The organism is Kitasatospora sp. NPDC004289, from assembly GCF_053602875.1.
Map to the genome: position 1 here is coordinate 53137 of NZ_JBSGEL010000035.1, position 23668 is coordinate 76804.

Genomic DNA, 23668 nt, shown 5'->3' on the forward strand with positions numbered 1-23668 from the left:
CGACGAAGATTCCCGTTCCGGGGCGTGCGTCGCCTGTCGTGCCGCCACTGTTTGTACCCATCGTCGCCCGATTTGTCACATCTGAACGTATTTATCACCCAGTGTGCCGTCATCGTTGCGCAGAGTTGTCCAGTTGGTCGCGGCCAGACAGCTTAGCGGTTACGGATTCACCACAAGGGACGGGGGCGGATCGCGGGCGGTTCCTTCGGCATGTCGGGCACCGCGGGGGCGGGCCCGTCGGTGGCGGAGGACGCGGCCGGGGCCTTCACCAGCGGGTCGGCGGCCGCCTCGGTGCGGGTGTCGCGGTGGGGGAGCAGGGCGATCACCGCCTCGCGCTGCGCGGTGGGGGCCTCCTCGTCGAGCGGGTCCACCGTGACCGGCACCTGGAGGCGGACGGGGGCGGCGGTGCCGAGGCGGGCGTAGCCGCGGCCGGGCTCGGTCCGGCCGGCCGCCGGGGTGATGTCCAGCGCGGTGGCGAGGGCGGCGGAGGCGGTCTCGGCGGTGGTCTGGCCGAGCACCACCCGGGCCCGGGTGGTGGCCCGGGCGGTCGGGGAGATCCGCTCGTACGCCGTCAGGTCCTCGGCGATCACCACGGTGACCCGGGCCGCCCGGCCGTGCCGCAGCGGCAGCTCCAGCAGCTCCTGCGGGTCCGGGCGGCCCTCGGCGTGGGCCAGCTCGGTGAGCTCCGTGGGGTGGTCGAGCAGCAGCCAGAGCGGGCGGGTGACGTCCTCGGGGACGGCCACCCCGTGGTGGCGGGCCGCGTTGAGGGCGGAGAGGCGGCGCTCGGTCTCGTTGGCGGCCCACTCCAGGGCGGCCAGGGTGCCGCGCAGGCTGGTCTCCACGGTGTGCACGCCGGGGCGGTTGACCAGGCAGGCGTGCTCGCCGGTGCCCGCGCCGTCGATCACCATCAGGTCGCCGTGGCGCAGCGCCTGGAGGGCGATCGAGCGCAGCAGGGTGGAGGTGCCGGAGCCGGCCGTGCCGAGGGCCAGCAGGTGCGGCTCGCCGGCCCGCGGGCCGGTGCGCCAGATCACCGGGGGCTGCTGTGCGGTGGCGCCGCCCTGGGTGACCGGGATGGTGCGCTGGCTGTCGTGGCCGTCGGTGAAGCCGAGCACGATCTCGCCGGGGGCGGTGACGAAGGGCTGGGCCCAGACGTCGGTGGGCAGCGGGGCCAGGGCGCTCACCCGCAGCCGGTTGGACTCCTCGTCCCAGTCGAAGCGGTACTCGCGGCCGCGGCCGGCCTTGCCCTGGATCACCTGCTCGATCCGGGCCCGGGCGGAGGGCTCGGTGTCGGTGAACCAGGCGGGGTAGGCGAGGTCCAGGGTGGACAGGCGGCCCTCCCCGTCGAACTCCCAGCCGCTGAAGGCCGCCTTGTGGCTGCCCTCGGCGGAGTACAGCGGGCTCGGGTCGTCCAGCCCGGCCAGGTACGGGGTCAGTGCGGCGTAGAGGGCCGCCAACTTGAGGTCGCCGGCGTCCGGGGCGGGTGCCGCGGGGGCGGCCTTGGGGGAGCGTCCGTACCAGGCGGCGCTGGCCATCACGGCGATCAGGGCGAACAGCGGGCCGCGCGGGATCAGGAAGACGCCGAGCACGGCGGCGGCGGTCAGGAAGAGCGTCGGACCGCGCTTCTCCTTGGGGGTGGCGGCCCAGCGGGCCTTGGCCCAGTCGGAGTGGTGGCGCAGGCCGCGGCCGAGCACGGTGAGCGGGGCGAACATGTCGGCGGCGTGGTCGCCGGCGGTGCGGGCCAGGTCGCGGCCTCGGCTGAGGTGGCGGGTGACGGACATTCGGCGGGACTCTCCGGGGACGGGGGAAGGGGACGGGAAGACGCTTCAGGCCCGGGGCGGTGGGGATCCGCACCCGGGCCGAACGGAGACCGGATCGTCAGAACTTGATGCCGCCGAGCAGGCTCGCGAGGCTCGCGCCGCCGGCCTGGATGCTCGGGGCGATCGAAGAGCCCGCGATGTAGAAACCGAGGAGTGCGCAGACGATCGCGTGCGAGACCTTGAGCCCGTCTCGGCGGAAGAACAGGAATGCGATGGTGCCGAACAGGACGATGCCGGAGATGGAGAGAATCACGCGACGGCTCCTCGGTCTGGGGACGACGGGACACACAGGAATTCGGCGTAACCGAAAGTGTCCTTATCGTGACAAAAAGTAATAGATGATGGAACGTGGCAAATGGGTGGTTTCCCGGAGAACCCCGACGTAGGGCGTACACGAGCGGCGAAATTCGCCCGAACGGCTGCCCCTACCGTCCGTGCGCGTGTCGTCCGCTACGGTGCGTACGGCACCACCGACCCCGATCCGAGAGAGGCCCCGTCAATGTCAGACTCCGCCGACGCTCCCAAGACCCCGGACGCCGAGGTCATCGCACTCGCCGGCAAGCTCTTCGACGCCGCCCGCCAGGGCGACACCGCACTGCTCGGCGCCTACCTGGACGCCGGGGCCCCGGCCGACCTGTCGAACGACCGCGGTGACTCCCTGGTGATGCTGGCCGCGTACCACGGCCACGCCGACACCGTCCGGGTCCTGCTCGGGCACGGCGCCGATCCGGACCGGGTCAACGACCGGGGCCAGACGCCGCTCGCGGGCGCCGTCTTCAAGGGCGAGGCCGCGGTGATCGACGCGCTGCTGGAGGGGAACGCCGACCCCAGGGCGGGCGCGCCGACCGCCGTCGAGACGGCCCGGATGTTCGGCAAGGACGATCTGGTGGCCCGGTTCGAAGGCCGCTGATCACGTCCGGACGGTGAGGCCGTAGGCTTGGCGGCCATGGAGATCCGCACCACCGGTTTCGCGCACCCCGACGCCGCCAAGCTCTCGGCCGAGGTCCAGCAGGAGTACGTCCAGCGGTACGGCGAGGGCGACCTGACGGTCATCCACCCCGAGCACTTCGACCCGCCGGCCGGGCTCTTCGTGGTGGGCTACCTGGACGGCGTGCCGGTCGCCTGCGGCGGCTTCCGGGTCAAGCAGGCCGGGCCGGACGACGTCCGGGACGGCGACGGCGAGCTGAAGCGGATGTACGTCTCGGCCTCCGCCCGCGGCCGGGGCCTGTCCCGGGCGGTGCTGCGGCACCTGGAGGCCGAGGCGCTGGCCGCCGGTCTGACCAGGCTGATCCTGGAGACCGGCACCGAGCAGCCGGAGGCGATCGGGCTGTACGAGTCCGAGGGCTACCGGCCGATCACCAAGTACGGCTACTACCGCGACCACCCGGAGAGCCTCTGCTACGGCAAGGAGCTCGTCCCGGCCGTCGCCTGACGGTCCGTCACCCGGCGGTCCTCAGCGGCCGTCCAGCCGCTCCAGGAACCGGCGGGTCTCGGTGGCGAGCGGGTGGTGCGGGCCGTAGTGCCGCTCGGCGCCGAGCAGCACCTGGAGCAGTGTCGTCCGGGCCTCGGCGTCGGCACCGGCCTGCAGCTGCAGCCGGGCGATGCGGTGGCGGGCGTCGAGTGCGGGCGCCGCATCGGTGGCCGCGAGCCGGTCCAGCCCGGGGAGCGCGGCGCGGTACTCGGCGAGTGCGCCCGCGTGGTCGCCGAGGCGGTCCAAGCACTGCGCCGCCTCGGCCCGCAGGTGCGCGGTCCGGGGATCGTCCGGGCCGTTCCCGGTGACGGACTCCTCGATCAGCAGCCGGAGTTCGGGGAGCGCCGTGCCGAACATCCCGGCCTCCAGCAGCGTCGCGGCGTACTGCCTGCGCAGCATCAGGACGACGGCCGAGTGCGGGCCGTGGGTCTCCACCGCGACGGGCAGGGCCCGGCCGAGCGGGCCGACCGCGTCCGAGAGCCGTCCGGCGTCCAGCAGCCGTCTGGCCTCCTCGACGGCGGCGGCCACGTCCGTCTCCGGGGTGTCCGCCGCACGCGGGGCCGTCACGGGCGGTGCGGGCGGTACGGGCGTCGGACGGTCGGTCCAGGGGGCGTACGGCCGGCGGAAGGGCCGGGTCGGGTCCGTCGGTGGTCCTCCGCCGGAGGCGGCCGTCGGGCCTTCGGCCGGCCTCGGGAGCAGGGGTTCGAGCGCTCGGTACACCGCCGTCGCGTCGGCCGGCCGGTCGCGCGGGTCCTTGGCGAGCAGGTGGAGGACCAGCGCCTCGAGCGGCTCGGGAACCTCCGGCCTGATCGTGCGCAGCGGGGCCGGCGGCTCGTGGAGGTGCTGGTGCAGCAGGCCGAGCGGGGCGGTGCGGGTGAACGGGACGCTCCCGCTCAGCAGTTCGTGCAGGATCACGCCGAGCGAGTAGAGGTCGGTGCGCGGGCCGACCGGATCGCCGATGGCCTGCTCCGGAGCCGTGTACGCCGGGCTGCCGAGGTGCGTCCCGGTGAGGGTGAGCCGGGAGGCGTCGCTGTCCAGGACGGTGGCGAGGCCGAGGTCCAGCAGGACCACGGTGCCGTCGGTGCGGACCATCACGTTGCGCGGCTTGAGGTCGCGGTGCACGGCCGGCAGCGCGTGCACGGCGGCCAGCACCGAGCAGAGCTGGGCCGCCACGGCGACCGCCCAGGGCCAGGGGTACGGGTCCTGCTCGGCCAGGTGGTCGGCCAGGTCCGACCCGCGGACGTACTGCATCACCAGGCAGAGGTCGTCCCCGTCGTGCGCGACGTCGTGCACCGTGACCAGACCCGGGTGGTCGATCCGGGCGGTGACGCGGCACTCGCGGGCGAACCGGCGCCGTAGGTCCCCGGCGTGCTCGGAACCGGTGATCCGGTCCGGCCGGAGGAGTTTGACGGCGACCCGGCGGTCGAGGGTGTGGTCGTGCGCCGTCCACACCTGGCCCATGCCGCCCTGGCCGATCAGGGTGGTCAACTCGTAGCGTCCGCTGATCAGACGGGCCCTCACGGAGCGTCCTGCTGCTTCAGGTAGGCGCTCAGTTCGTCAAGTCCGGAGCGGACTTGGTCGACCCGCCGCTGGTTCGGCACGGCCGGGAGGGCGTAGCCGGTCACGGGTGGCAGCCCGGCGGCGGGCGGCGCGGGCAGCGCGTGGCCGTACCAGACGGGCGGGTTGCCGGGCACCGCCGGGGGCGGCGGAGCCTGACGACGGGTCAGACCGACCGCCCCGGTGTAGGCCGACACGAGGGCCGCCTGGCTGAGCAGGATCAGCACGGCGATCGCGACGGAGGTGTCGTCCGACCTGCCGATCAGGAACCCGCTGCCCAGGACCACGGCGAGCGAGGTGCAGAAGAGCAGCCAGTCGCGGAGCCGCCGGTGGATCAGGGCCGGCACCAGCAACGGCAACCACGCGAGGAAGCCGAGGCTGCAGACCGCGATCAGGGCCAGAGCCGCCCGCAGGAGCACGAGCCACACCCGTACCGCACTGCCGGGCGCCGGCGGGGCCGGGGTCGGGCCGTACATGGCGGGACTCCTCCGGCGCTGTGGGTGGGGGCTGGCTGTCTGCCGGAGGGCAGCTTACAGATCGCTCCGGGGTCCGTCTGCCGGTCTAACGAGGCGCCAGGCTCCCGTCGGTGAGGCCGTCGTAGAGGCCCTGGACGAGCTGCTCGCCCAGCCCGGCCGCCGTCCGGTACGCCGCCTCGAAGTCGGCCAGGGCGCGGAACCGCTCGCCGTACAGCCGCTGGTCGGACAGGGGCAGCCGCGGCACCTGGAGGCGGCGCACGTCCAGCCGGACGGCGGACGAGGTGAAACTGCTGGCCTGCTGGTTGTTGGCGGTGCCACGCACGAAGCCGGACAGGAACCACGGGTCCAGGACGGCGGCATCGGGCCTCAGCAGGTGCACGTTGCGCCCGAGGGCGGCCCCGGCGGTGGCCGGGCCGACGACCCGGGTGACCGTGCCGCGGCCGAGAACCGGTACCAGGACGTCCCCGACCCGGAGGAGCACCGCCTCCTCGGCCGCGCCCTCGGGCAGGGCGCCGGACGGCGGTCCGCCGGTCAGCACGTCGTGCTCGGTCAGGATCGGCGGGCCGCCGCCCTGGCCGCTCCCGGGGCCGCCGCTGAGGACCACCAGGGCGCCGCTGCGGGCGAGTTCACCGATGCTGGTCATCGCCCAGCGGCCGGGCCGGGTGGCCGGCCCGGCCTTCGGCGCCAGGTCGGTGGCGCTCCGCAGAGCTGCGGTGAGTTGCTGGTGGAGCCCGGCCAGGGCGGCCCGGCCGGGCTCGACCGCCCGGGCCGGCAGGTGGCGGGCCGGGGTCACGTCCACGTCGTCGTCGAGCAGGTCGACCAGCGGGACGGTGCGGCTGAGGCCGGGGCGCTCCGTGGTCGCGCCGTCCCGGTCGAACTCCTGCCAGGCCGTCAGCACCGCGCCGCGCAACTCGGGCCAGGGCAGCCGGTCCTGGCCGTCCGGGCGGTCCGCGACGTTCACCACCAGCAGCTGCTGCGGCTGGGGCGCGTGGGCCGCCGGGCGGCGCAGCACCCACAGGTGCAGCGGGATGCCGAACGGCGGGGCCGCACCGGCGGGCAGGGCGACCACCGCGCGCAGGGCGCCGCGCCGCAGCAGGTCGGCCCGGATGCGGCGGCCCGAGCGGCGGGAGGCCGCCGCCGGGGGCATCAGCAGGACGGCGGGGGCGCCGTCGTCCAGGTGGCCGAGGGCGTGCTGGACCCAGGCCAGTTCGGACTCGGTCCTGGGCGGCAGGCCGTACTCCCAGCGGAGGTCGTAGGCGAGCTCCTCGTGGCCCCAGGAGCGCTCGTTGAACGGGGGGTGGCAGAGCACCGCGTCGGCCCGCAGGTCCGGGTGGGCGTCGGTGCGCAGGCTGTCGCCGACCCGGATCCGGACGGGCGCGTCGGTGTGCAGGGCGAGCCGCAGCGCGGTGAGCGCGGCGAGGTCGGGGTCGGACTCCTGGCCGGTCACGGTGGAGCCGGGGCCGGTGGCCAGCAGCAGGCCGCCGAAGCCGCAGGCGGGGTCCAGGACCAGCTCGGCGCGGCCGGCCAGCGCGGCCATCAGCTCGGACAGCGGCGCGGGGGTGAGGGTGTACTGGCGCGGCCCGGCCTCCAGATGACGGCCCATCAGGAACTCGTACGCCTGCCGGGCCCCGGTCTCCTCGGCCAGCTCCGCGCACCCGCGCACCAGCGGCAGACGGTCCGTCAGCCCGGGTCCGTCCGGTACGGCGACGGGGTGGTCCTCGCCGAGGCGCGCGCGCAGGGCCTCGGCGAGCGCGGAGGGCAGCTCGCGGGCCAGCTCGCCGTCGTCGGTGGCGATCAGCCGCTGCCAGGCGGCGGGGTGCTCGCGCAGCAGCAGGACGGCGCCGATCAGGCGCAGCGCGGTGGCCGCCCCGGCCGGGTCCTGCTCGACCTGCTGCCAGAGCCGCTCGCGCAGCGGGACCTGGTCGACCTTGCCCTGGTCGCGCAGCCAGCGTTCGACCTCGGCCAGGTCGAAGACCGGGCTGGTGTCGGTGCCGCCGACCGGCTTGGGGAAGTCGCCGTGCCGCCGCCGCCAGTTGCTCACCGCGGCTCGGCCGACGCCGGCGAAGCGGGCGATTCCGGCGGCGGTGACCTCGGTCCTGTTCTCCGTCACTGAGCGGGCCCTTCCGTGGCGGCGTGCTGGGTGCGCTCGCATCCTACAACCTTCCTCACGGCGTGAACGGCTGTTGACGCGGTTCACAGTGCATGCTGTGATTGGCGCGCCACTCACCTGGTCCCGTCCGCCCGAAAGGTGCCCACCCCTCATGTCGCAGTTCCTCCGCAGATCCGCCGTCCTCACCTGCGGCGCCGGTCTGGTCCTCGGTCTCGTCGCCTGCCAGCCGAAGGGCGACATCCAGACCGGTGGTGCGTCCCCCGCGGCCACCGCGAGCACGTCGTCCTCGCCGAGCCCCCGCAAGTCCACCGGCACCGAGGGGTTGCCCAACGGCGCCCAGCTCGCCGCGATGCTGCTGCCCGCCGAGGCGCTGCCGACGCTCAAGCTCAACCCCGACAGCGTCCGCAGCACCGGCACCGGCTTCAATCCGCCGATATCCCCGAGCGCCGTCCCCCAGGACCAGGTCTGCAAGGCCTTCGACGGCTCGGCCTGGAGCAACGTGGCCGGGTACAGCTACGCGTCCTTCGCGCAGAACGACTACACCGACGAGTCGCAGGACATGTTCGCCCAGGAGCTGGAGACCTACCGGGGCGACGACGCCCGGGTGGTGATGGGCAAGCTCCGGGAGGCCCTGACCGCCTGCCACGGCTACGTCTCCGAGCAGGACGGCGTGAAGCACAAGGTCACCATCGAGCTGAAGGAGCTGCCCGGCGTCGGGGACGAGGCCGTCCAGGCCGTCCGCACCGCCCCGACCTGGACCGGCGGCGCCACCCTGGTGGCCGCCCGGGTCGGCAGCGTCGTGGTGACCACCTACTACAACGACCAGCGCAACACCGGGTCCGCCGGCATCGACCTGACCAAGGCCCTGGTCAAGAACGTGACCGCCGCGCGCTGACCGCGCAGCCCGGCGGTCGGCCACCGAACGGCGGCGGGCCCGGCACCACGAGGGGTGTGCCGGGCCCGCCGCTCCCACGGGGCCGCCGTCAGGCGGACTCCCCGGCGAACAGCCGGGCCAGGGCGACGGCGACGGGCTCCGCGTACCCCTCCGGCAGCCGCTCGGCGGCCCAGGCGGCGGCCAGCGCCCGGAAGTCCGCGAGGTCCCGCTCCACCCCGGCCAGCAGCCGCTCCAGCTCGCCGTGCGTGAGCTCGATGACCGCGCTCGCCGGGTCCTCGGCGTCGACGGTGAGCCGGACCGAGCGACCGTCGCCGTCCGCATACGGGCTCAACGGCGGGTGCCCGTACCAGAGTTCGCCACCCTGCGGGACGGCGTACCAGTCCTGCCACGACTCCAGACCGTCGCAGCAGGCCGGGTTGAACACCACGCCGGTGCCGGTGTCGGTGACCTGCAGCCCGCCGAAGGCCACCAGGTCCTCCGGGGCCAGCAGGCCCTGGAGGAGGGCGGCCGCGGACGCGAACGCCCGGTCGTCGTGCTCGCCGTCGTGGGAGCGGATCCGGTTGGCGGAGGCGATCGCCAGCAGGGCCGTGCCGACCTCGGCCGGCGTCAGGCCGCCGTGCAGGGGCTGGAAGGAGAAGTCGGGAACCACGGACACGGGCCAGAGGGCGAAGTCCGCTGAACCGTTGACTTCCACCACGGGCTTCATCACGATCATCCCGGCAGTGTTCCGTACCCGAAGCCGGGGCCGCACCCGGTTTGCCGCGGGGGCCCGTTGACGAGGAGAGTCCGTGCAGCCGATCACCGACCGTCCGATCCGCTGGGGGATCCTGGCCACCGGTGGGATCGCCGCCGCCTTCACCGAGGACCTGGCGGCGGTGGAGGGGGCCGTGGCGCACGCCGTCGCCTCGCGCACCGAGGCCGCGGCGCGGGAGTTCGCCGGGCGGTACGGCATCCCCCGTGCGTACGGGAGCTGGCGTGAGCTGGCCGCCGACCCCGAGGTGGACGTGGTGTACGTGGCCACCCCGCACTCCGCGCACCACGAGGCCACCGCGCTGCTGCTGGAGGCCGGCAAGGCGGTGCTGTGCGAGAAGCCGTTCACGCTGAACAGCGGCCAGAGCGCCGAGCTGATCGCCACCGCGCGCAAGCGCGAGCTGTTCCTGATGGAGGCGATGTGGACCTACCTCAACCCCGCCGTGCGCCGTCTCGTCGAGCTGGTGGCGGACGGCGCGATCGGTGAAGTCCGGTCCGTCCAGGCCGAGTTCTCCTTCGCGGGCCCGACCGACCCGGGCCACCGGCTCTGGGACCCTGCGCTCGGCGGCGGCGCCCTGCTCGACCTCGGCGTCTACCCCGTCTCCTTCGCCCAACTCCTGCTCGGCGAACCGGAGTCGGTGCAGGCCCGGGCCTCGCTCAGCGACCGCGGCGTGGACGCCAACACCGCCGTGCTGCTCGGCCACCCGGGCGGCGCCACCGCACTGCTGCACTGCTCCCTGGTCGCCCAGAGCGGCCAGCGCGCCGCCGTCCACGGGACCGGGGGCTGGATCGAACTGGAGCGGGACTTCTTCCACGCCGCCGGCTTCACCCTGCACCGTGAGGGCCGCGACCCCGAGCCGTACCGGGCCGCCCCGAGCGCCGGCCACGGCTACGGGCCGGAGGCCGCCGAGGTGGTCCGCTGCCTGCGGGCCGGGCTCACCGAGTCCCCCTACGTGCCGCTGGACTCGACGCTCGCGGTGATGCGCACCCTGGACGCCGTCCGCGAACGGATCGGCGTGCGCTACCCGGGCGAGTGAGACCCCGCCCGGGCAGCCGCCCGCTGCCCTGACCCGGCGTCAGGGCAGCAGGGTGCGCCAGTAGGACCAGAACCGCTCCAGCACCAGCATCGCCAGGACGGCGTACCAGAGCAGCGGTACCGTCCAGTGGTAGCGGCCCACCACCCGGCGCAGCCACGCCGAGTTGTGCAGCGAGAGGTACCAGGCGAGCGGTGCCACCACCGCCCAGACCACCAGGCAGTACGGGCAGAGCGCGCCGATCTCGTACAGCGCCTGGTCGGCCAGCCAGAGCACGAAGCCGACCCCGGCCAGACTGCCGAGCTGGAGGCCGGTCCAGTACCAGCGGCGGTAGGTGGCGCCCGCGAACAACCCCGCGCCGGTGGCCAGCACGACCGCGAAGGCGGCCAGACCGAACAGCGAGTTGGGGACGCCGAAGGCGCTGGCCTGGTCGGTGCGCATGACCGAGCCGCAGCTGATGACCGGGTTGATGTTGCAGCTGGGCACGTAGGCCGGGTCCTGGAGCAGCCGCAGCTTGTCGACCGTCAGGACGCCCGAGGCGGCCAGGCCCAGGGCGCCGCAGACGGTGAGCAGCCAGGCCACCCGGCGGTCGGCCGAGGCGGCGGGGACCGAGGTGGCGGGGACCGGGGCGGTGGTGGCGGCGGTCACGGTGTGCCCACGCTCTGGCGGACCAGCGCGGCGAAGGCGTCGCCGGTGATGATCTGGTTGTTCGGGAAGACGTTCAGCGGCTTGTCGTCGAGCAGGACGGTGGGGGTGCCGCGCACGCCGCTGGCGTTGAAGGCCTTCGCCACCTTGGCGGCCCAGGGCAGGTAGGTGCCCTCCTGGACGGCCTTGACGAAGGCCTCGGTCTTCAGGCCCGGCACCTTCCCGGCCAGGTCGAGGATGGTGTTGACGTCACCGAAGCCGTCCTTGCGCTCGTCCGGCTGGTTGGCGTAGAGCACGTCGTGGAAGGCCTTGAACTTGTCCGGGCCCTCGTTGAGCGCGGCCCCGGCGGCGGCCAGCGCGGTCTTGGAGCCCTTGCCGCCGAGGTTGTCGTCGAGGAAGGCGGCGAGGTGGAACTCGATCTTGTAGGTGCCCTCGTCGGCCAGCTGCTGGATGGCCTTCCCTGCGCTGGTCTCCAGCTTCTCGCAGATCGGGCAGCGGAAGTCCTCGTAGACCTTGAGGGTGTGCGGGGCGTCGGCCTTGCCGTAGGTGACCACGGTGGAGTCCGGGCCGGTGGCGTTGGCCGGGACCACCAGTGCGGTCGGGGCGGAGACGGAGGCGGAGGCGGGCTCGGCGGTGGTGCGGGTGGCGGAGACCACGGCGACGGTGGCGCCGGCGAGGGCGAGCACGGCGACCACGGCGCCGGCCGTGGCGAGGCGGCGCCGGACGGTGGCGCGGCGGGTCTCCGCCTCGCGGGCCTCGGCGAGGCGCTCGCGGGCGGCGCCGGTCTTCTGGGCGCTCTTCTGGGTGTTCTTCTGGGTGGTCATGACGGTCCGTCAACTCCTGGGGCGCGGGCAGGCCGGGACACGGCCGTGCCGTCGGTGGGGTGAGCCGCCGGAGGGTCGGACCAGCAGGGGTGCGGGTGACGCGCTCCGTCAGCGGGCGAGGGCGAACTCGCGCGCCGGGGGCCCGCGCCGGGGCGCCGGAGTGAGGACCACGCCTTCACGCCGGGGGAGCAGCACGTCCGCGCGGAGCGGGGGCGTGAGCGCCCGCTCGGGAAGCGGAAGGGGGGCGAGCAGCAGCGCCCGCAGCGGCGGCGGCAGCAACTCCGCCAGCAGCCGCAGTGCCTCGGCCAGGCCGGTCAGCGCCGCCTCGCCCAGCCGCAGCCAGCACGCGGCGCCCAGCGCCAGCGCCAGGTGCACCAGCAGCACCAGCGCCTGCGCGCTGGTGGCGGCGGAGCCCGGAGCGTCGGTGAACAGCGGCCCGTTCAGCGAACCGCCGCCGCAGACCAGCAGGTCCACGCTGCGCGCCGGGGCGGCACAGGCGTCCTGCCCGAGGTTGAAGGCCGCGTTCAGCAGCAGCTCGACCGGCACCATCACGGCCACCAGGTGCAGCAGCTTGCGCTGCCGCGCCCCGCAGGCCGCCAGGGCGACCAGGAAGACCGCCAGGGTGGCCACCAGGACGAGCGAGAGCGGCAGCGGACGGCCGGTCACCAGCACCTGGCCGAGCGCGGACAGCGGAACGGCGAGCGCGGTGAACACCGCTGCCCGCACCGCCTTCACCGCTCGGTCGCCACTCATCGTGGGGAGTATGTCACGCCGCCGCAGGGCCGCACGAGCCCCCGCACCACCCGACGGCCGCTCCACGGCGGGCACCTGACGGACTGTCGGCCCGCCTTCCGGGGCTCGCGCGTGGCGCTGCCGCGAGTTGACACGCACTCAGGGCGGCCAGGGGCGGCGGGGGTGCGGCGGCGTGGTGGTCCGATGGCGTGGGGACGGCACGGACCTCCGGTTCCTCGGCACGGCCGCGTCCGTCCGCTCGGCCCGCGCGGGCGGCTCCGCCGCGTCGGGCCTGCCGGGGGAGTCCGGTCGTGCCGGGGGGCGATGGCCGTGGGCCACGCCTTGGCGGCCCGGGTACGGCAGGCCCCACCTACTTTCTGCCCGTAGCCTTCGCCCGCTCGGTCCGTGCCGCCGCGTCGGGCCCGCCAGGCGAGTCCGGTTGTGCCGGGTGGCCGCCCGCTGGCCGATGAGCGACGGCTTGGCGGCCGGGTACGGCCGCGTCCGCCTGCTCGGTCCGCGACGGCGGCTCCGCCGTGCCGCCGCGTTGGGCCTGGGGACAGGTCGTGCCGGGTCCTCGGGATCCCTCCGCCCGATGGCCGGTGGGCGACGGCTTGGCGGCCCGGGCACGGCAGGGCCCCGCCCGCCCTTGGCACGTTGCCTTCGCGTGCTCGCGTGCTCGCGCCGGCCGCTCGGCGGCGTCGGGCCTACCAGGGACGCCACTCCGTCCCGCGTTTTCGTCGCCCCTCCGCCCCGGGGACCCGGCGGCGCGCGCGTGGCGCAGCCCCTCGGGTCTGCTCCGCCTGCCCAGCCTGCTCAGTCGGGCCCTGCCAGGGTGCGGCGGGCGCGGGGGTGGCGAAATCTGGAGGGGTCGGTCCGGAGAGAGGTGAGGGCAGTGGTGGCGGAGTCCACGGTGGAGCTGTTGGCGGTGCGGGTGGCCCAGCAGGTGGTGGTGCTGTCGGGGCTGGAGCCGCTGGTGCGGGCCGACGTGCCGGACTCCGTGCACCGGATGCGGGTCGCCGCCCGGCGGCTGCGCAGCGCCCTGCGCGAGTACGGTGGCCCCGGCCGCGCGCTCGCGGCCGAGCTGCGCTGGCTGGGCCGTGCGTTGGGCGGCGCCCGGGACGCCGAGGTGCTCGGTGCGGCCCTGGTCGAGGACGCCCTGGCCCTGCCGCCCGAGCTCGGCCCCGAGGAGATCGCCGCCGAACTGGCCGCCTGGACCCGCCACCGCAGCGAGCGGGGCCGGGCCACCGCCTTGGCCGCGCTCGACAGCCCCCGCTACCGCGCCCTGCTCGGCGACCTCGGGGACCTGACGGCCCGTCCGCTCGACGGTGACGGCCTCCCGGAGCCCGCCGAGCTGGTGACGGCCGCCAAGCGACGGGTCCGCCGCCGCCTCAAGCGCGCCCGCAAGGCCACCGGCGCCGAGCGTGACGCCGCGCTGCACGAGGCCCGCAAGGCCGCCAAGCGGGCCCGCTACCTCGGCGAGACCCTCGGGGTGCCCAAGCTCGCCGGCCGGATGAAGGCCCTCCAGGACGTGCTCGGGCTGCACCAGGACTCGGTGGTGGCCCGCGCGGCCCTGCGGGAGCTGGCCCGCGAGGGCCACGCCTTCGAGTACGGGGTCCTCTACGCCGGACAGGCGGCGGTCGCCCGGGCGGTCGAGCGCCAGGTCTGCTGACGTCGGGCCGGCCCCGCGCGCCGCCCGCATGACCGTCCGTCATACCGCCCGCGCACGGCCCGCAAGAGCGCCGATCGCACCCTGCCGCCCGGCGCAGCCCCAAGTGGCCGGCCCGCGCCCCGGCGGCGAGCGCATGACGCCCCGTCAGCACGGCAGCGGGTCAGTCGATCCCCAGCGGCCCGATGCCCAGGTCCTCGCGCATCAGCTGCCGCATCCGCGCCATGGCCGCGCGCCGCCGCTCGACCAGCGGCGCGTCGTCCGCCGAGCCGATCGCCACGCCCCGGGCGTAGGCGTCGCGGAGCGCCCGCAGGCAGTGGAACGCCTCGTTCCCGGCCTCCACCACCTGGGGCGGGCCCACCAGCCAGAGGCGCTCGCTCGCCGGGTAGACGCCCGAGCGCCGGACGGCCTCCCGCACCGCCGCGTCACGCGCCGACTCGGACAGGTGGTCGCCGAGGGCGACGGCCCGTACCTCCTCGCCGGCGGCCTTCAGCGCGGACACGTACTCGGTGTACGCCTCGCGCCGCACCTGCCGGGCGTGCCGGATCTCCTCCCGCCGCCAGCGGTTGCGGTCGGCGAGCAGGGTGGCGGCGATGCCGATTCCGGCACCGGTCAGGGTCGAGAGCAGGGGCATCCAGTCCATGGGGCACAGCCTTTCCAGTTGTCCAAAGCGGCACGCGCGCACCGGCGTTCGGGGTGGTGGCCCCTACGGGCGGCCTAGGATCGGGGCATGCATCCCGCCGAGGCGCACGCACTGCCCGACCTGGCCGCCCTGGACCGCGAGGTCACCCACTGCGGGGCCTGCCCGCGGCTGGTCGCCTGGCGCGAGGAGGCCGCCCGGGTCAAGCGCCGCGCCTACCAGGACTGGGACTACTGGGCCCGGCCGATCCCCGGCTTCGGCCCGCCGGACGCCTCCTTGCTGCTGGTCGGCCTGGCCCCCGCCGCCCACGGCGCCAACCGCACCGGCCGGATCTTCACCGGCGACCCCTCCGGCGACGTCCTCTACCGCACCCTGCACGGCCTCGGCCTGGCCAACCGCCCGGAGTCCGTGGTGCACGGCGACGGCCTGGAGCTGTACGGGGTGCGGATCACCGACCCGGTGCGCTGCGCGCCGCCGGAGAACAAGCCGAGCACCGAGGAGCGTGACACCTGCCGCCCTTGGATCGCACGGGAGTTGGAGTTCCTGCGCCCCACCGTGCGCACCGTCGTCGCCCTCGGCGGCTTCGCCTGGCAGGCCGTCCTGCCCGCCCTCGCCACCGCCGGCTGGCAGGTCCCGCGCCCACGCCCGAAGTTCGGCCACGGCGCCGTCGCCGTCCTCCCGGCTGCCGACGGCGGCCCGCCGCTGCGGCTCGTCGGCTGCTACCACGTCAGCCCGCGCAACACCTACACCGGCCGCCTCACCACCGCCATGCTCCGCGAGCTGCTCGCCGAGGCGGCCCGCTCGGCCGGGCTGGAGCCCACCGAGTAGGAGTCGCGCACCCCGTCAGTCCACTGCGCTCGCGGCGCAGTTGTCCTTTCGGCAGAGGCCGAGGGGCTGTAACCGGGGTGGGTGTGTTCGAGGGGGCCGGATGTCCGACCCTCTCGGCACTACCCGAGCCGTCAAATGGCGTGATGGGGAAGTGCGACGACAATGCGCCAGGCCCGCAGGGCGACCAACTCGAATTGGCTGTAAGGGAATTCGGCGAAGCTGACGCCATCTGGCAAGCGTGCCAGGCAATCGCCGACTGGGCGGCAGCCGATCGTGCGAAAGCGATGCGAGCAGTCGTCGCCCTCGCAGGCAGCCAACCCGCAGCGGAGTCGCTGCTCCGCCTCGACCAGTCGACCATCAGCCGCACCCTCAGTCGGCAGGCCAACGGTGCCGCACCAGGTCCCCGCCGTCGTGGTGGCGGCCAGGGCGAGCATCAAGGCGGTGCTGCCGCCGCTGGTCGACGCCACCCGGCCGGGCTGGACGCCGGGCTGAGGCAGAGGGCCAGGGCCGCCACGCGCAACAACGACTGCTGCGGCGGCGAGATCTTCGAGTCCATCCACGGCGCCTTCCACGGCACGGAGTGCACAGCGGCCCTCGCCGAGCCGGGCTCGGCGAGGGCCGTCCTCGTGCGCGGTGGGTTTCAGGAGGTCTTCAGGCACACGGCGTGGGCGGTACCCGCGCTGTCGCCTTCCTCCAGATCGGCTGCGACGTCGTCCTTGGCCACCTCGTCGGTGAACGCCGACCAGGTACGGCCCTCCGCCCAGGTCTCCAGCAGTTCCCACGGGTGGGAGAGTTCGACCCCGCCCGAGACGGCCACGGTGCCTTCGGGGCATTCGAGCGTGGCGTACGCCTCCCACAGCTGCGTCTCGTCGTCCGAGATGTCGTGGACCGTCATCGGGCCCGAGACGGTGACGAACTCGGCGGGCGTGGAGTCGGCGTGTGCGGTGGTGGCGCAGAGCGTGAGGACCAGGGCTGCGGAGGCAGTAGCAGCGGTGAGGCGTCGCATCATGACCGCAGCATGCGCCAGCCGGACGCCGAGGCGCGCCCCGGTGCCTGCCAATGGCTGCGACGGTTCACCGGGAACGGTGACCCACCGGGTCCCCTGGCCGAGGAGAGGGGATCAGCCGGTTCCGAACGTTCTCCTCGGTCCGGGCCGGCTTCCGGCCATGGGCCGGGCCACCGGCGGGGCCGGCGGCTACGTGATCGTCTTCTTTTCCTGGAATGTGATGGCGGGCAGGATCTTGTTTCCTTCGGCGCCCCTGAGCCGCACCGTGATGTAGGCGGGCTTGCCGACCTCCCAGGTGATCTTCCGGGCGGCTTCGTCATCGGGGATGACCACGGCGGCTTGGGTCTTCGGGAATTCCTTCTTCTTCCCCGTGCAGACCATGTCTACGGAGATCTTCTTCCCGTCCCTGTCGCTGTATCGGGCCCGGCCAGTGAATTCAACGACATACCCGCGAATGGGTTTCCCCTTCGGGCACTTGAGCCAGCCCCGGACGAACAGGACTCCCGGGTTCTTCGCCGGTGTGACCTTGGTGATGGCGACCTCGACATCCCCGGCGTGCACCTCGGAGCCGAACGCCGGGGAGGCCAGTGCCACGACGGCCGCCAGGGCCGCAACCGGGGTGATGATTCTGCTGATCACAATGCTTCCGATCTCTGTGAGCGTTCCGGAGAAGGTGCAGGCAGCCGAACAGGGGTTATCTCCGGCCTGGACGCTTGCGGCGGCGAGCGGCTACTGGATCTTCATCGCCATCGACTTCTCGATGGTGAACTCGGTGCCGGTGCGGTCTGCGCCGCGAACCGTCAGATTGAGGTTCGCCGTAGCCCCGCGCGTCCACTTGCCTCCCTTGTCGGATTCAGATTTTCCGAGGGGGATATCGATTTCCCACGCAGCCTGCTTTCCGGCGCACTTGACGGTCTTGCGCCTGAGCGCCGCTCCCGACTTCACCTTGAGATAGCCCGACACCTCGAGGGAGAGCCCGTTCTTGTAGGCTGTCGTCGCACACTTCGCTCTTCCGTGGACCGTCAGCCAGAGCGGATTCTCGTCGCTGACGACAGCCCTGTCCACGGAGGCCGAGAATTCATGCACCTCCAACGCCGACGCCGTCGGCGCACAGACAGCCGGGGCCAAGGTTGCCGCCGCCACCGCAAATGCGAGCAGGCCCATGCGCATATGATGACCCTTCCCTGAACACGCGAACATCGCAGGCCGATGCTCTCCCGGACCGCATCGACCGCAATGTGGCATTGCGCTGAATGGCAGAGTGAAATCAGCAGACAGCGTGGCGAAGGGTGCCTGCAGGACGCGCGCCCTACCGTCCGCAATCCGGATTTGCCAACTACGGCGAACGGTCAGAAGGCGTTGTCGTACCGGTCTTGACGGACGTGGGTTCGATTGGTGCGGCTCGGTCGGGTGGTCCTGCCGTGTGCCGGGCATGAAGGCAGGGCCCCTGGTGGAGCTTGGGGTTGTCGAGACCGTGAGCACACCAGGAGGCCCAGTTGCAGCCGCTGTACGCCCTCGCGCTCGCGGGTTCCAGTGCGGCCACCCGGGAGCGTGATTGTCTCGCCCACAGGTTCGGGAACGCCGGGGATCGTCCGTACGGGCGTCCGAGGTGCCCCTCGGGCAGCCGGAGGGCTACCGCCACCGCCAACTGGTCGACGCGGTGCGCTACCTGGTCGCCGGCGGGATCGCCCGGCGGCCGATGCCTGCCGAAAAGGTGGCTGGTGGAGCGGACGTTCGCGTGGCCGATGCGCTCACGCCGCCTCGCGCGCGACTACGAGAGGCACCCCGACACCTCGGAGGCGATGATCCGCTGGTCGCTGACCATGGTCATGAGCCGCCGACTCACCTCCCCGCTCCTGTCGGTCAGGCCCTCCACGAGCCGTTGGCAGTCCGGCGCGAGCGAGTCGAGAGCGAGCCCTTCCCGCCAGGGCGGGAACCGCCGGTCCGGGCACCGCCCCCGCCGCCCGCGCAGGCCGTTCACCGGTCGCCCCGGCCGGCGACACCTCCTCGCCCGCGGCAGGCTCCGCCAGCACCTCGGCCACCGTCTGACGGGTCATCACTAACCGCTGCTCGAGCGAAAATGGTCGCGCTCGCTCAACAGGCTGCGATCAAGTACGCAATGCGATCGCCCATGGCGGCCCCGTCACCGCTGCTGCTGGACAGCCTCACGAGTCTTCCGGAAGGCCAACACCAAGTGGGGCGCCGCGAGGCGACGCGGGAGGAGGCAGCGAACTGGGTGAAGCTGCTGCTTTCCGGGACACCTACGTCTGCGGTCTTCGCCGCCTCCACGCGGGCTGCTTGATGAGTGATTCGTCGGATGGTGCTCCCACGGGCTGACCGGGAACACGCTGCGGCGGGGCTGTGGAGCCGGAGTAGCGTGGACGGTGGGTCCGCCGTATCGCCGTGCCGAGGTGACGGGCATGATCGTGCTGGACGTGGTGATTGCCGTGCTGCTGCTGGCCGCGGTGGTGGCGGGGCTCGGGTTCCGGGTGGTGCAGCAGTACCAGCGCGGGGTGGTGTTCCGGTTCGGACGGGTGCGGGAGGAGATCCGGCAGCCGGGGCTGGCGCTGATCGTGCCGGTGGTGGACCGGATGAGGCGGGTCAACGTCCAGATCGTCACCATGCCGATCCCGGCCCAGGAGGGCATCACCCGGGACAACGTGACGGTGAAGGTGGACGCCGTCGTGTACTTCAACGTGGTGGACCCGGTCCGGGCCTCGGTGAACGTGCAGGACTACGAGTTCGCGATCTCCCAGGTGGCGCAGACCTCGCTGCGCTCGATCATCGGCAAGAGCGAACTGGACGACCTGCTGGCCAACCGGGAGCCGCTCAACCAGGGCCTGGCGCTGATGCTGGACAGCCCGGCCCTGGGCTGGGGCATCCAGATCGACCGGGTGGAGATCAAGGACGTGGCGCTGCCCGAGTCGATGAAGCGTTCGATGTCCCGGCAGGCGGAGGCCGAGCGGGAGCGGCGGGCCAGGATCATCACCGCCGACGGCGAGTACCAGGCCTCGGCCCGGCTCTCGGAGGCGGCCACCATCATGAGCCGGGCGCCGGCGGCGCTCCAACTGCGGCTGCTGCAGACCGTGGTGGAGGTGGCGGCGGAGAAGAACTCGACCCTGGTACTGCCCTTCCCGGTGGAGCTGCTGCGCTTCCTGGACGTGGCGACCAAGGAGAAGGAGACGGCGAGCGGCGGTGACCCGGTCGTGCCGGAGCCGCCCGCGCCGGAGTCGGTCGAGCGCGCGGTGGAGCAGCTCGAACTGCCGGATCCGGACGAGGTGCTGGGCCGCCCCGCGGTCGGGCCGGGCAGCGGTGGCGAGGGTCTGGAGGGCGGCCCAGGATGGGAGGGGACCCGAGGTCAGGAGGCCGGACGATGAGTATGGCGAGAGACATCATGCACACCGGCGCCGAGTGCGTCCGGGAGCACCAGACCCTGGCCGAGGCGGCTCGGATCATGAAGGAGCGGGACGTCGGCGCGCTGCCGATCTGCGGCGAGGACGAGAAGCTGCTGGGCATCCTCACCGACCGGGACATCGTGCTCAGGTGCGTGGCCGACGGGCGTGACCCGGCCTCCGTGACGGCCGGTGAACTCGGCCAGGGCAGGCCGATGGTGGTGGAGGCGGACGAGGACACCGAGCAGGTGCTGCGCGTGATGGAGCAGTACCGGGTGCGGCGGCTGCCGGTGATCAACCACCCGGAGCACAAGCTGGTCGGCATGATCAGCGAGGCCGACATCGCGCGCGGGATGCCGCAGGAGCGGGTGGCGGAGTTCGTCTCCGCGATCTGCGCCGAGGCGGACTGAACGCTTCGTGGCGGAGCAGGGGCGCCGGTCCGTGGCAGCGGACCGGCGCCCCTGGCGTGTGCGGGCCTGCGGGCCCGGCGGTGCCTCAGCCCGGGAAGGCGTAGACGGTGGTGGCGTGGGCGGCCACCGCCTCGGTGCCCTCGGCGGTCAGGGTGACGTCGAGGAAGGCCAGCCGGCGGCCGAGCTTGGTGATCCGGGCCTCCACCAGGACGTCGGCGCCGAGCACCGCGCGCTGGAAGGTGATGGACTGCTGGGCGGTGGTCATCGGGCCGAAGCCGCCGAGGGCGGCGGAGACCGCGATCACGCTGGCGGTGTCGGCGGCGGCCATCAGGGCCTGTCCGGAGAGTCCGCCGCCCTCCCGGGCCAGTTGGTCGGACCACGGCAGCCGGAGCACCGCGTGCCGCTCGCCCGTCTCGGTCACCGACAGGCCCAGGGCCTGCACCCAGGGCGCGAAGTTGTCGGCCAGGATCTTGTCCGCCTCGGCGGTGGTGATGGTCACCGGGTCATTGTGGCGTCCGGGACGGCCCGGACGCCAGGGACCGAACGGGGTGACGGGGCCTGACGCCCGGTCAGGCGGCCAGGGCCACGCCCGTGGTGGCTCCGGCGAGGGCGGCCCAGACCACCTCGGGGTGCCTGATGTCGCTGTGCGCGCCGGAGAACGGCGACTGGTCCTCCTTGATCACCTCGTCGCCGCGCAGCCGGTAGAAGTGCCCGGCCCGCAGCGGGTACGGCTGCCCGGCGGCCTTGAGGTCGAACTGCTCCGCCCCGCCCTGCTGGAAGCCGTCGTGGCCCATGCCGCCCCAGCGGTAGGTGAGGTCGGATGCGGCCTGGTCGTCCTCGTTGTTGAGCAGGGAGGCCGCCGGGTACCACCAGCCGACCGCCCGGTCGCCGAGCGAGAAGGTGGAGAGCAGCGGGCCGGCCACCCGGTCGAAGTAGGGGGCCAGGAAGCCGTTGTGGCCGGTGTCGACCGGGATCGGCGCGGCGAAGGAGAAGTGCGAGAAGGCCCCTTGGACCAGCAGCAGCGAGGCGACCGGGCTGCCGATGCCCTCCGGGAGGCCGGGCAGTGCGAAGGAGACCAGCCGGGCGCCGAAGCTGTGGCCGATCAGGTGGACGCGCAGCCCGCCGCGCGCCGCGGTCGCGTGCGCGCAGCTGCCGAGCATCGGGCCGAGCCCGTCGCGGCCGACCACGCCCGCCCGGTTCTTCATCTCGTAGTAGCTGGCGGTGCGCAGCGCCTCCCGGGCGCCGTGCCAGAGCACCTTGAAGGGGTTGGGGAGCCCCTGGGCGTCGCCCGGTTCGCTGGAGAGACCGGCCAGCGCGCTGAACACCTCGCCGGTCGGCCGGTCCAGCACCGCCTGCTGCCCGCTGTCCTCCCCGGCCAGCGCGGGGGAGGTGACCAGGCCGCTGACCAGCTGGTGGCACCGGCTCAACTGCTCTGCGCTCTCCGGCTGTTGCTCCAGCAGTGCGGTGACGGCGGCCAGCTTGTCCTGTTCGGCCGGGGCGAAGGCGGGGCCGAGCGCGGCGGCCAGCTCGGCCGGGGTGGAGGGGTCGGACGGGTTGTCGGGGGCGTCCTCGGGGAAGAGCAGCGAGGGCCAGTACACCCCGGCCACCCCCACCTTCCCCTGCCAGGACGGGGCGAACGCGGCGATCTGGCGGGCCAGTTCGCCGAAGGTGTAGGCGTAGAGCGCCCTGGCTCCGGCGTCCGAGGTGTTCCAGCCGTGGGAGAAGACGAACAGCTCCCGCACTCCGCTGCCGGGCAGGTCGGCCACCAGGCCGTCGTCCGCCAGCAGTGTCCCGTCGCTGTCGAACCGCAGCTCCCAGTACGGGAGTCCGGCAATCGGTGCAGCCATCTGTGGTCAACTCCTCATCGCAGGTCGCTAGACGGCGGACATCACGCGCATCAGGTCGAGCAGGCCGTGGCCCTCCAGGTAGCGGTCGCGGCCGAGCGAGGTGGCGTTGGCGCAGAACAGCTCCTTGATCTCGCGCGGCCGGCCGATGAACTCCGACCGGACGGAGAGGAAGGCGGCGACCGCGCCGGAGACGTGCGGGGCGGCCATCGAGGTGCCGCTCAGCTCGGTGTAGACGGCGGTGCCCGAACTCCCCTCCGGCAGCAGACCGGTGAGGTCTCCGGTGAGCGAGCCGGTGGCGCAGGAGGTGATCCGCTCGCCGGGGGCCAGCAGGTCGGGCTTGAGGCGGCCGTCCAGGGTGGGGCCCTTGGAGGAGTTGTAGGTGACGCCGTACTCGTGCGGGCGGTCGCGGTGGGTGGAGCCGACGGTGATCGCGCCGTCCGCGTTGCCCGGGTCGGTGATGGAGGCGAGCACGCCGCGGGCGTCGGTGCCGCCCTCGCCGGGCAGCCGGGTGCCGAAGCCGCCGTTGCCCGCGCTCACCACGACCACCACCCCGCTGGCGGCCAGCAGGTTGACCTCCCGGCAGACCGGGCTCTGGCCGCAGGCGTACTCGCTGGCGTCCCAGGGGCAGCCCAGGCTGAGGTTCACCCCGTGCACCACCAGCATCCGGCCGCCGGTGTTCACCTTCTCGCGCAGGTAGTAGAGCGCCTCGATCACCGCGCTGGACGAGGTCACCAGTGAACTCCCGCGCTGCGCCAGGACCTTGAGGCTGACCAGGCGGGTTCTGGGGGCGATGCCGCGCAGCGTCCGGCCCTCGGCGAGCTCCCGGGTCTTGCGGACGGGCAGGCCGCCGATCTCCTCCAGGTGGGTGATCAGCGGGACGGTGCCGCCGGGCAGCGATCCGGCGATGATGCCGGCCACGTGGGTGCCGTGGCCCTCGGGGTCGGCGAGCGGCCGGTCCAGCCCGCCGACCGGGTCCTCGCCGGGTACCAGGGCGGTGAAGTCCCGGTGCAGGGCGGCGGCTTGGCCGCCCAGGGTGCCGCCGGCGAAGTGCGGGTGGTGCTCGTCGATGCCGCTGTCCATCACTGCCCAGACCACGCCCTCGCCGCTGGCCCCGTAGCAGCGGGCCACGGCGTCGGCCTTGATGGTGGAGACCGAGCGGTCGATGTGCGCCTCCAGCGTGTAGTCCGGCCAGACCCGGAAGACGGTGGGGCGGCCGGACTCGCGGTCGCGGCGCAGCAGGCGCTGGATCTCCTCGGGGCTGAGCAGGCAGCGCAGGTAGCTGGCGGCGATCCGGACCGGCACCCGCTCGGTGGAGAACAGCTCGGCATAGAGCTCGACGAAGGCCGTCCTGGTCACCTCGGTGTCCGCGTCCCGGGTGAGGTCCACCTCGACCAGCACCGGGCTGCGGTCGCCCGCCATGACCGGCACCACGTGCTCGCGGGTGGACGAGGGGGTGGAGGGCTGGAGCATCGGGCCGACCTGACTCCGGGACGGGTCCGTCCGCATCCCGACCACCTCCCGAGGCGGCACGACGACACCCCCTCGCTCCACCATGCGCCCGGCCGCCG

Annotated in this window: 25 protein-coding genes; 8 read left to right on the forward strand and 17 right to left on the reverse strand. The window is 73.7% G+C overall.

The annotated features are described in order from the left end of the window. Positions 1–167 precede the first annotated feature (167 nt). Both ACWEPF_RS23505 and ACWEPF_RS23510 read right to left on the reverse strand, forming a co-directional pair. Complete coding sequence (locus ACWEPF_RS23505; RefSeq protein ID WP_452174013.1) at positions 168–1778, reverse strand: hypothetical protein; 1611 nt, start codon at positions 1776–1778, stop codon at positions 168–170. 97 nt (positions 1779–1875) lie between these two features. Beyond that, positions 1876–2070: a hypothetical protein gene (locus ACWEPF_RS23510; protein WP_345286020.1), complete on the reverse strand. Its 195-nt coding sequence runs from the start codon at positions 2068–2070 to the stop codon at positions 1876–1878. A gap of 246 nt (positions 2071–2316) precedes the next feature. Between ACWEPF_RS23510 and ACWEPF_RS23515 the strand changes: the two genes are divergently transcribed. Beyond that, the gene (locus tag ACWEPF_RS23515; RefSeq protein WP_345286018.1) at positions 2317–2727 is read left to right on the forward strand and encodes an ankyrin repeat domain-containing protein; all 411 of its coding nucleotides are present in this window, start codon (positions 2317–2319) and stop codon (positions 2725–2727) included. A gap of 36 nt (positions 2728–2763) precedes the next feature. Then, positions 2764–3249 (forward strand): GNAT family N-acetyltransferase, encoded by a 486-nt coding sequence (locus ACWEPF_RS23520; RefSeq protein ID WP_345286016.1) that lies wholly within the window; start codon positions 2764–2766, stop codon positions 3247–3249. Between the two features lie 21 nt (positions 3250–3270). On the opposite strand, the gene ACWEPF_RS23525 is transcribed toward ACWEPF_RS23520, so the two are convergent. The 3 genes from ACWEPF_RS23525 to ACWEPF_RS23535 form a co-directional block, all read right to left on the reverse strand. Next, on the reverse strand, positions 3271–4809 hold the full coding sequence (locus ACWEPF_RS23525; RefSeq protein ID WP_452174014.1) for a protein kinase domain-containing protein: 1539 nt from the start codon (positions 4807–4809) through the stop codon (positions 3271–3273). Next, entirely contained in the window at positions 4806–5321 is a 516-nt protein-coding gene (locus ACWEPF_RS23530; protein WP_452174015.1) for a hypothetical protein, read from the reverse strand. The genes ACWEPF_RS23525 and ACWEPF_RS23530 overlap by 4 nt, the downstream gene beginning before the upstream one ends. 85 nt (positions 5322–5406) lie before the next feature. Further along, positions 5407–7431, reverse strand: coding sequence for an N-6 DNA methylase (locus tag ACWEPF_RS23535; protein ID WP_452174016.1), 2025 nt, complete (start codon positions 7429–7431; stop codon positions 5407–5409). A gap of 151 nt (positions 7432–7582) precedes the next feature. On the opposite strand from ACWEPF_RS23535, the gene ACWEPF_RS23540 reads away from it, so the two are divergent. Next, the gene (locus ACWEPF_RS23540; RefSeq protein ID WP_452174017.1) at positions 7583–8326 is read left to right on the forward strand and encodes a hypothetical protein; all 744 of its coding nucleotides are present in this window, start codon (positions 7583–7585) and stop codon (positions 8324–8326) included. Between the two features lie 88 nt (positions 8327–8414). Here ACWEPF_RS23540 and ACWEPF_RS23545 read toward each other — a convergent pair whose 3' ends face one another. Further along, positions 8415–8981, reverse strand: a complete 567-nt coding sequence (locus ACWEPF_RS23545) for a hypothetical protein (protein WP_452174018.1) — start codon at positions 8979–8981, stop codon at positions 8415–8417. 133 nt (positions 8982–9114) lie between these two features. On the opposite strand from ACWEPF_RS23545, the gene ACWEPF_RS23550 reads away from it, so the two are divergent. Continuing rightward, positions 9115–10113 carry a Gfo/Idh/MocA family protein gene (locus ACWEPF_RS23550; RefSeq protein WP_452174019.1) on the forward strand — a complete coding sequence of 333 codons (999 nt, stop codon included), beginning with the start codon at positions 9115–9117 and terminating at the stop codon, positions 10111–10113. Positions 10114–10152: 39 nt separating this feature from the next. On the opposite strand, the gene ACWEPF_RS23555 is transcribed toward ACWEPF_RS23550, so the two are convergent. The 3 genes from ACWEPF_RS23555 to ACWEPF_RS23565 form a co-directional block, all read right to left on the reverse strand. Then, entirely contained in the window at positions 10153–10758 is a 606-nt protein-coding gene (locus tag ACWEPF_RS23555) for a vitamin K epoxide reductase family protein (RefSeq protein WP_452174020.1), read from the reverse strand. Beyond that, positions 10755–11579, reverse strand: a complete 825-nt coding sequence (locus ACWEPF_RS23560; RefSeq protein WP_452174021.1) for a DsbA family protein — start codon at positions 11577–11579, stop codon at positions 10755–10757. The genes ACWEPF_RS23555 and ACWEPF_RS23560 overlap by 4 nt, the downstream gene beginning before the upstream one ends. 108 nt (positions 11580–11687) lie before the next feature. Continuing rightward, positions 11688–12332 carry a hypothetical protein gene (locus tag ACWEPF_RS23565; protein WP_452174022.1) on the reverse strand — a complete coding sequence of 215 codons (645 nt, stop codon included), beginning with the start codon at positions 12330–12332 and terminating at the stop codon, positions 11688–11690. Positions 12333–13206: 874 nt separating this feature from the next. Here ACWEPF_RS23565 and ACWEPF_RS23570 point away from each other — a divergent pair. Continuing rightward, entirely contained in the window at positions 13207–13980 is a 774-nt protein-coding gene (locus ACWEPF_RS23570; RefSeq protein ID WP_452174023.1) for a CHAD domain-containing protein, read from the forward strand. A 160-nt stretch (positions 13981–14140) separates the two neighbouring features. On the opposite strand, the gene ACWEPF_RS23575 is transcribed toward ACWEPF_RS23570, so the two are convergent. After that, positions 14141–14620, reverse strand: coding sequence for a hypothetical protein (locus ACWEPF_RS23575; protein WP_452174024.1), 480 nt, complete (start codon positions 14618–14620; stop codon positions 14141–14143). A gap of 87 nt (positions 14621–14707) precedes the next feature. Here ACWEPF_RS23575 and ACWEPF_RS23580 point away from each other — a divergent pair, with 87 nt between their 5' ends. Next, a complete protein-coding gene (locus tag ACWEPF_RS23580) occupies positions 14708–15445 on the forward strand; it encodes a uracil-DNA glycosylase (RefSeq protein WP_452174025.1) in 738 nt (245 codons plus the stop codon). A gap of 131 nt (positions 15446–15576) precedes the next feature. Here the strand turns inward: ACWEPF_RS23580 and ACWEPF_RS23585 are convergent, their stop codons facing one another. From ACWEPF_RS23585 to ACWEPF_RS23600, 4 genes are all read right to left on the reverse strand, one after another. Then, entirely contained in the window at positions 15577–15912 is a 336-nt protein-coding gene (locus ACWEPF_RS23585; protein ID WP_452174026.1) for a hypothetical protein, read from the reverse strand. 173 nt (positions 15913–16085) lie between these two features. Then, a complete protein-coding gene (locus ACWEPF_RS23590; RefSeq protein ID WP_452174027.1) occupies positions 16086–16454 on the reverse strand; it encodes a hypothetical protein in 369 nt (122 codons plus the stop codon). Between the two features lie 186 nt (positions 16455–16640). After that, positions 16641–17090 (reverse strand): hypothetical protein, encoded by a 450-nt coding sequence (locus tag ACWEPF_RS23595; RefSeq protein WP_452174028.1) that lies wholly within the window; start codon positions 17088–17090, stop codon positions 16641–16643. Positions 17091–17180: 90 nt separating this feature from the next. After that, positions 17181–17615, reverse strand: a complete 435-nt coding sequence (locus ACWEPF_RS23600) for a hypothetical protein (RefSeq protein WP_452174029.1) — start codon at positions 17613–17615, stop codon at positions 17181–17183. Positions 17616–18871: 1256 nt separating this feature from the next. Here ACWEPF_RS23600 and ACWEPF_RS23605 point away from each other — a divergent pair. Together ACWEPF_RS23605 and ACWEPF_RS23610 are read left to right on the forward strand one after the other, a co-directional pair. Next, on the forward strand, positions 18872–19828 hold the full coding sequence (locus ACWEPF_RS23605) for a slipin family protein (protein ID WP_452174030.1): 957 nt from the start codon (positions 18872–18874) through the stop codon (positions 19826–19828). Next, the gene (locus ACWEPF_RS23610) at positions 19825–20253 is read left to right on the forward strand and encodes a CBS domain-containing protein (protein WP_452174031.1); all 429 of its coding nucleotides are present in this window, start codon (positions 19825–19827) and stop codon (positions 20251–20253) included. Before ACWEPF_RS23605 ends, ACWEPF_RS23610 begins: the two co-directional genes overlap by 4 nt. 85 nt (positions 20254–20338) lie before the next feature. Here ACWEPF_RS23610 and ACWEPF_RS23615 read toward each other — a convergent pair whose 3' ends face one another. The 3 genes from ACWEPF_RS23615 to ACWEPF_RS23625 all read right to left on the reverse strand — a co-directional run bounded on the left by ACWEPF_RS23615 (position 20339) and on the right by ACWEPF_RS23625 (position 23606). Continuing rightward, positions 20339–20752, reverse strand: a complete 414-nt coding sequence (locus ACWEPF_RS23615; RefSeq protein WP_452174032.1) for a PaaI family thioesterase — start codon at positions 20750–20752, stop codon at positions 20339–20341. A gap of 70 nt (positions 20753–20822) precedes the next feature. Continuing rightward, a complete protein-coding gene (locus ACWEPF_RS23620; RefSeq protein WP_452174033.1) occupies positions 20823–22100 on the reverse strand; it encodes a serine-threonine protein kinase in 1278 nt (425 codons plus the stop codon). A gap of 27 nt (positions 22101–22127) precedes the next feature. Continuing rightward, entirely contained in the window at positions 22128–23606 is a 1479-nt protein-coding gene (locus ACWEPF_RS23625) for a S8 family serine peptidase (protein ID WP_452174034.1), read from the reverse strand. Positions 23607–23668: the final 62 nt, after the last annotated feature.

Coding starts and splice junctions, on each gene's coding strand:
- ACWEPF_RS23505 (WP_452174013.1), bottom strand. CDS start 1,778: ATGTCCGTCACCCGCCACCTCAGCCGAGGCCGCGACCTGGCCCGCACC.
- ACWEPF_RS23515 (WP_345286018.1), top strand. CDS start 2,317: ATGTCAGACTCCGCCGACGCTCCCAAGACCCCGGACGCCGAGGTCATC.
- ACWEPF_RS23520 (WP_345286016.1), top strand. CDS start 2,764: ATGGAGATCCGCACCACCGGTTTCGCGCACCCCGACGCCGCCAAGCTC.
- ACWEPF_RS23530 (WP_452174015.1), bottom strand. CDS start 5,321: ATGTACGGCCCGACCCCGGCCCCGCCGGCGCCCGGCAGTGCGGTACGG.
- ACWEPF_RS23540 (WP_452174017.1), top strand. CDS start 7,583: ATGTCGCAGTTCCTCCGCAGATCCGCCGTCCTCACCTGCGGCGCCGGT.
- ACWEPF_RS23560 (WP_452174021.1), bottom strand. CDS start 11,579: ATGACCACCCAGAAGAACACCCAGAAGAGCGCCCAGAAGACCGGCGCC.
- ACWEPF_RS23565 (WP_452174022.1), bottom strand. CDS start 12,332: ATGAGTGGCGACCGAGCGGTGAAGGCGGTGCGGGCAGCGGTGTTCACC.
- ACWEPF_RS23575 (WP_452174024.1), bottom strand. CDS start 14,620: ATGGACTGGATGCCCCTGCTCTCGACCCTGACCGGTGCCGGAATCGGC.
- ACWEPF_RS23580 (WP_452174025.1), top strand. CDS start 14,708: ATGCATCCCGCCGAGGCGCACGCACTGCCCGACCTGGCCGCCCTGGAC.
- ACWEPF_RS23590 (WP_452174027.1), bottom strand. CDS start 16,454: ATGATGCGACGCCTCACCGCTGCTACTGCCTCCGCAGCCCTGGTCCTC.
- ACWEPF_RS23600 (WP_452174029.1), bottom strand. CDS start 17,615: ATGGGCCTGCTCGCATTTGCGGTGGCGGCGGCAACCTTGGCCCCGGCT.
- ACWEPF_RS23605 (WP_452174030.1), top strand. CDS start 18,872: ATGATCGTGCTGGACGTGGTGATTGCCGTGCTGCTGCTGGCCGCGGTG.
- ACWEPF_RS23610 (WP_452174031.1), top strand. CDS start 19,825: ATGAGTATGGCGAGAGACATCATGCACACCGGCGCCGAGTGCGTCCGG.
- ACWEPF_RS23620 (WP_452174033.1), bottom strand. CDS start 22,100: ATGGCTGCACCGATTGCCGGACTCCCGTACTGGGAGCTGCGGTTCGAC.
- ACWEPF_RS23625 (WP_452174034.1), bottom strand. CDS start 23,606: ATGCGGACGGACCCGTCCCGGAGTCAGGTCGGCCCGATGCTCCAGCCC.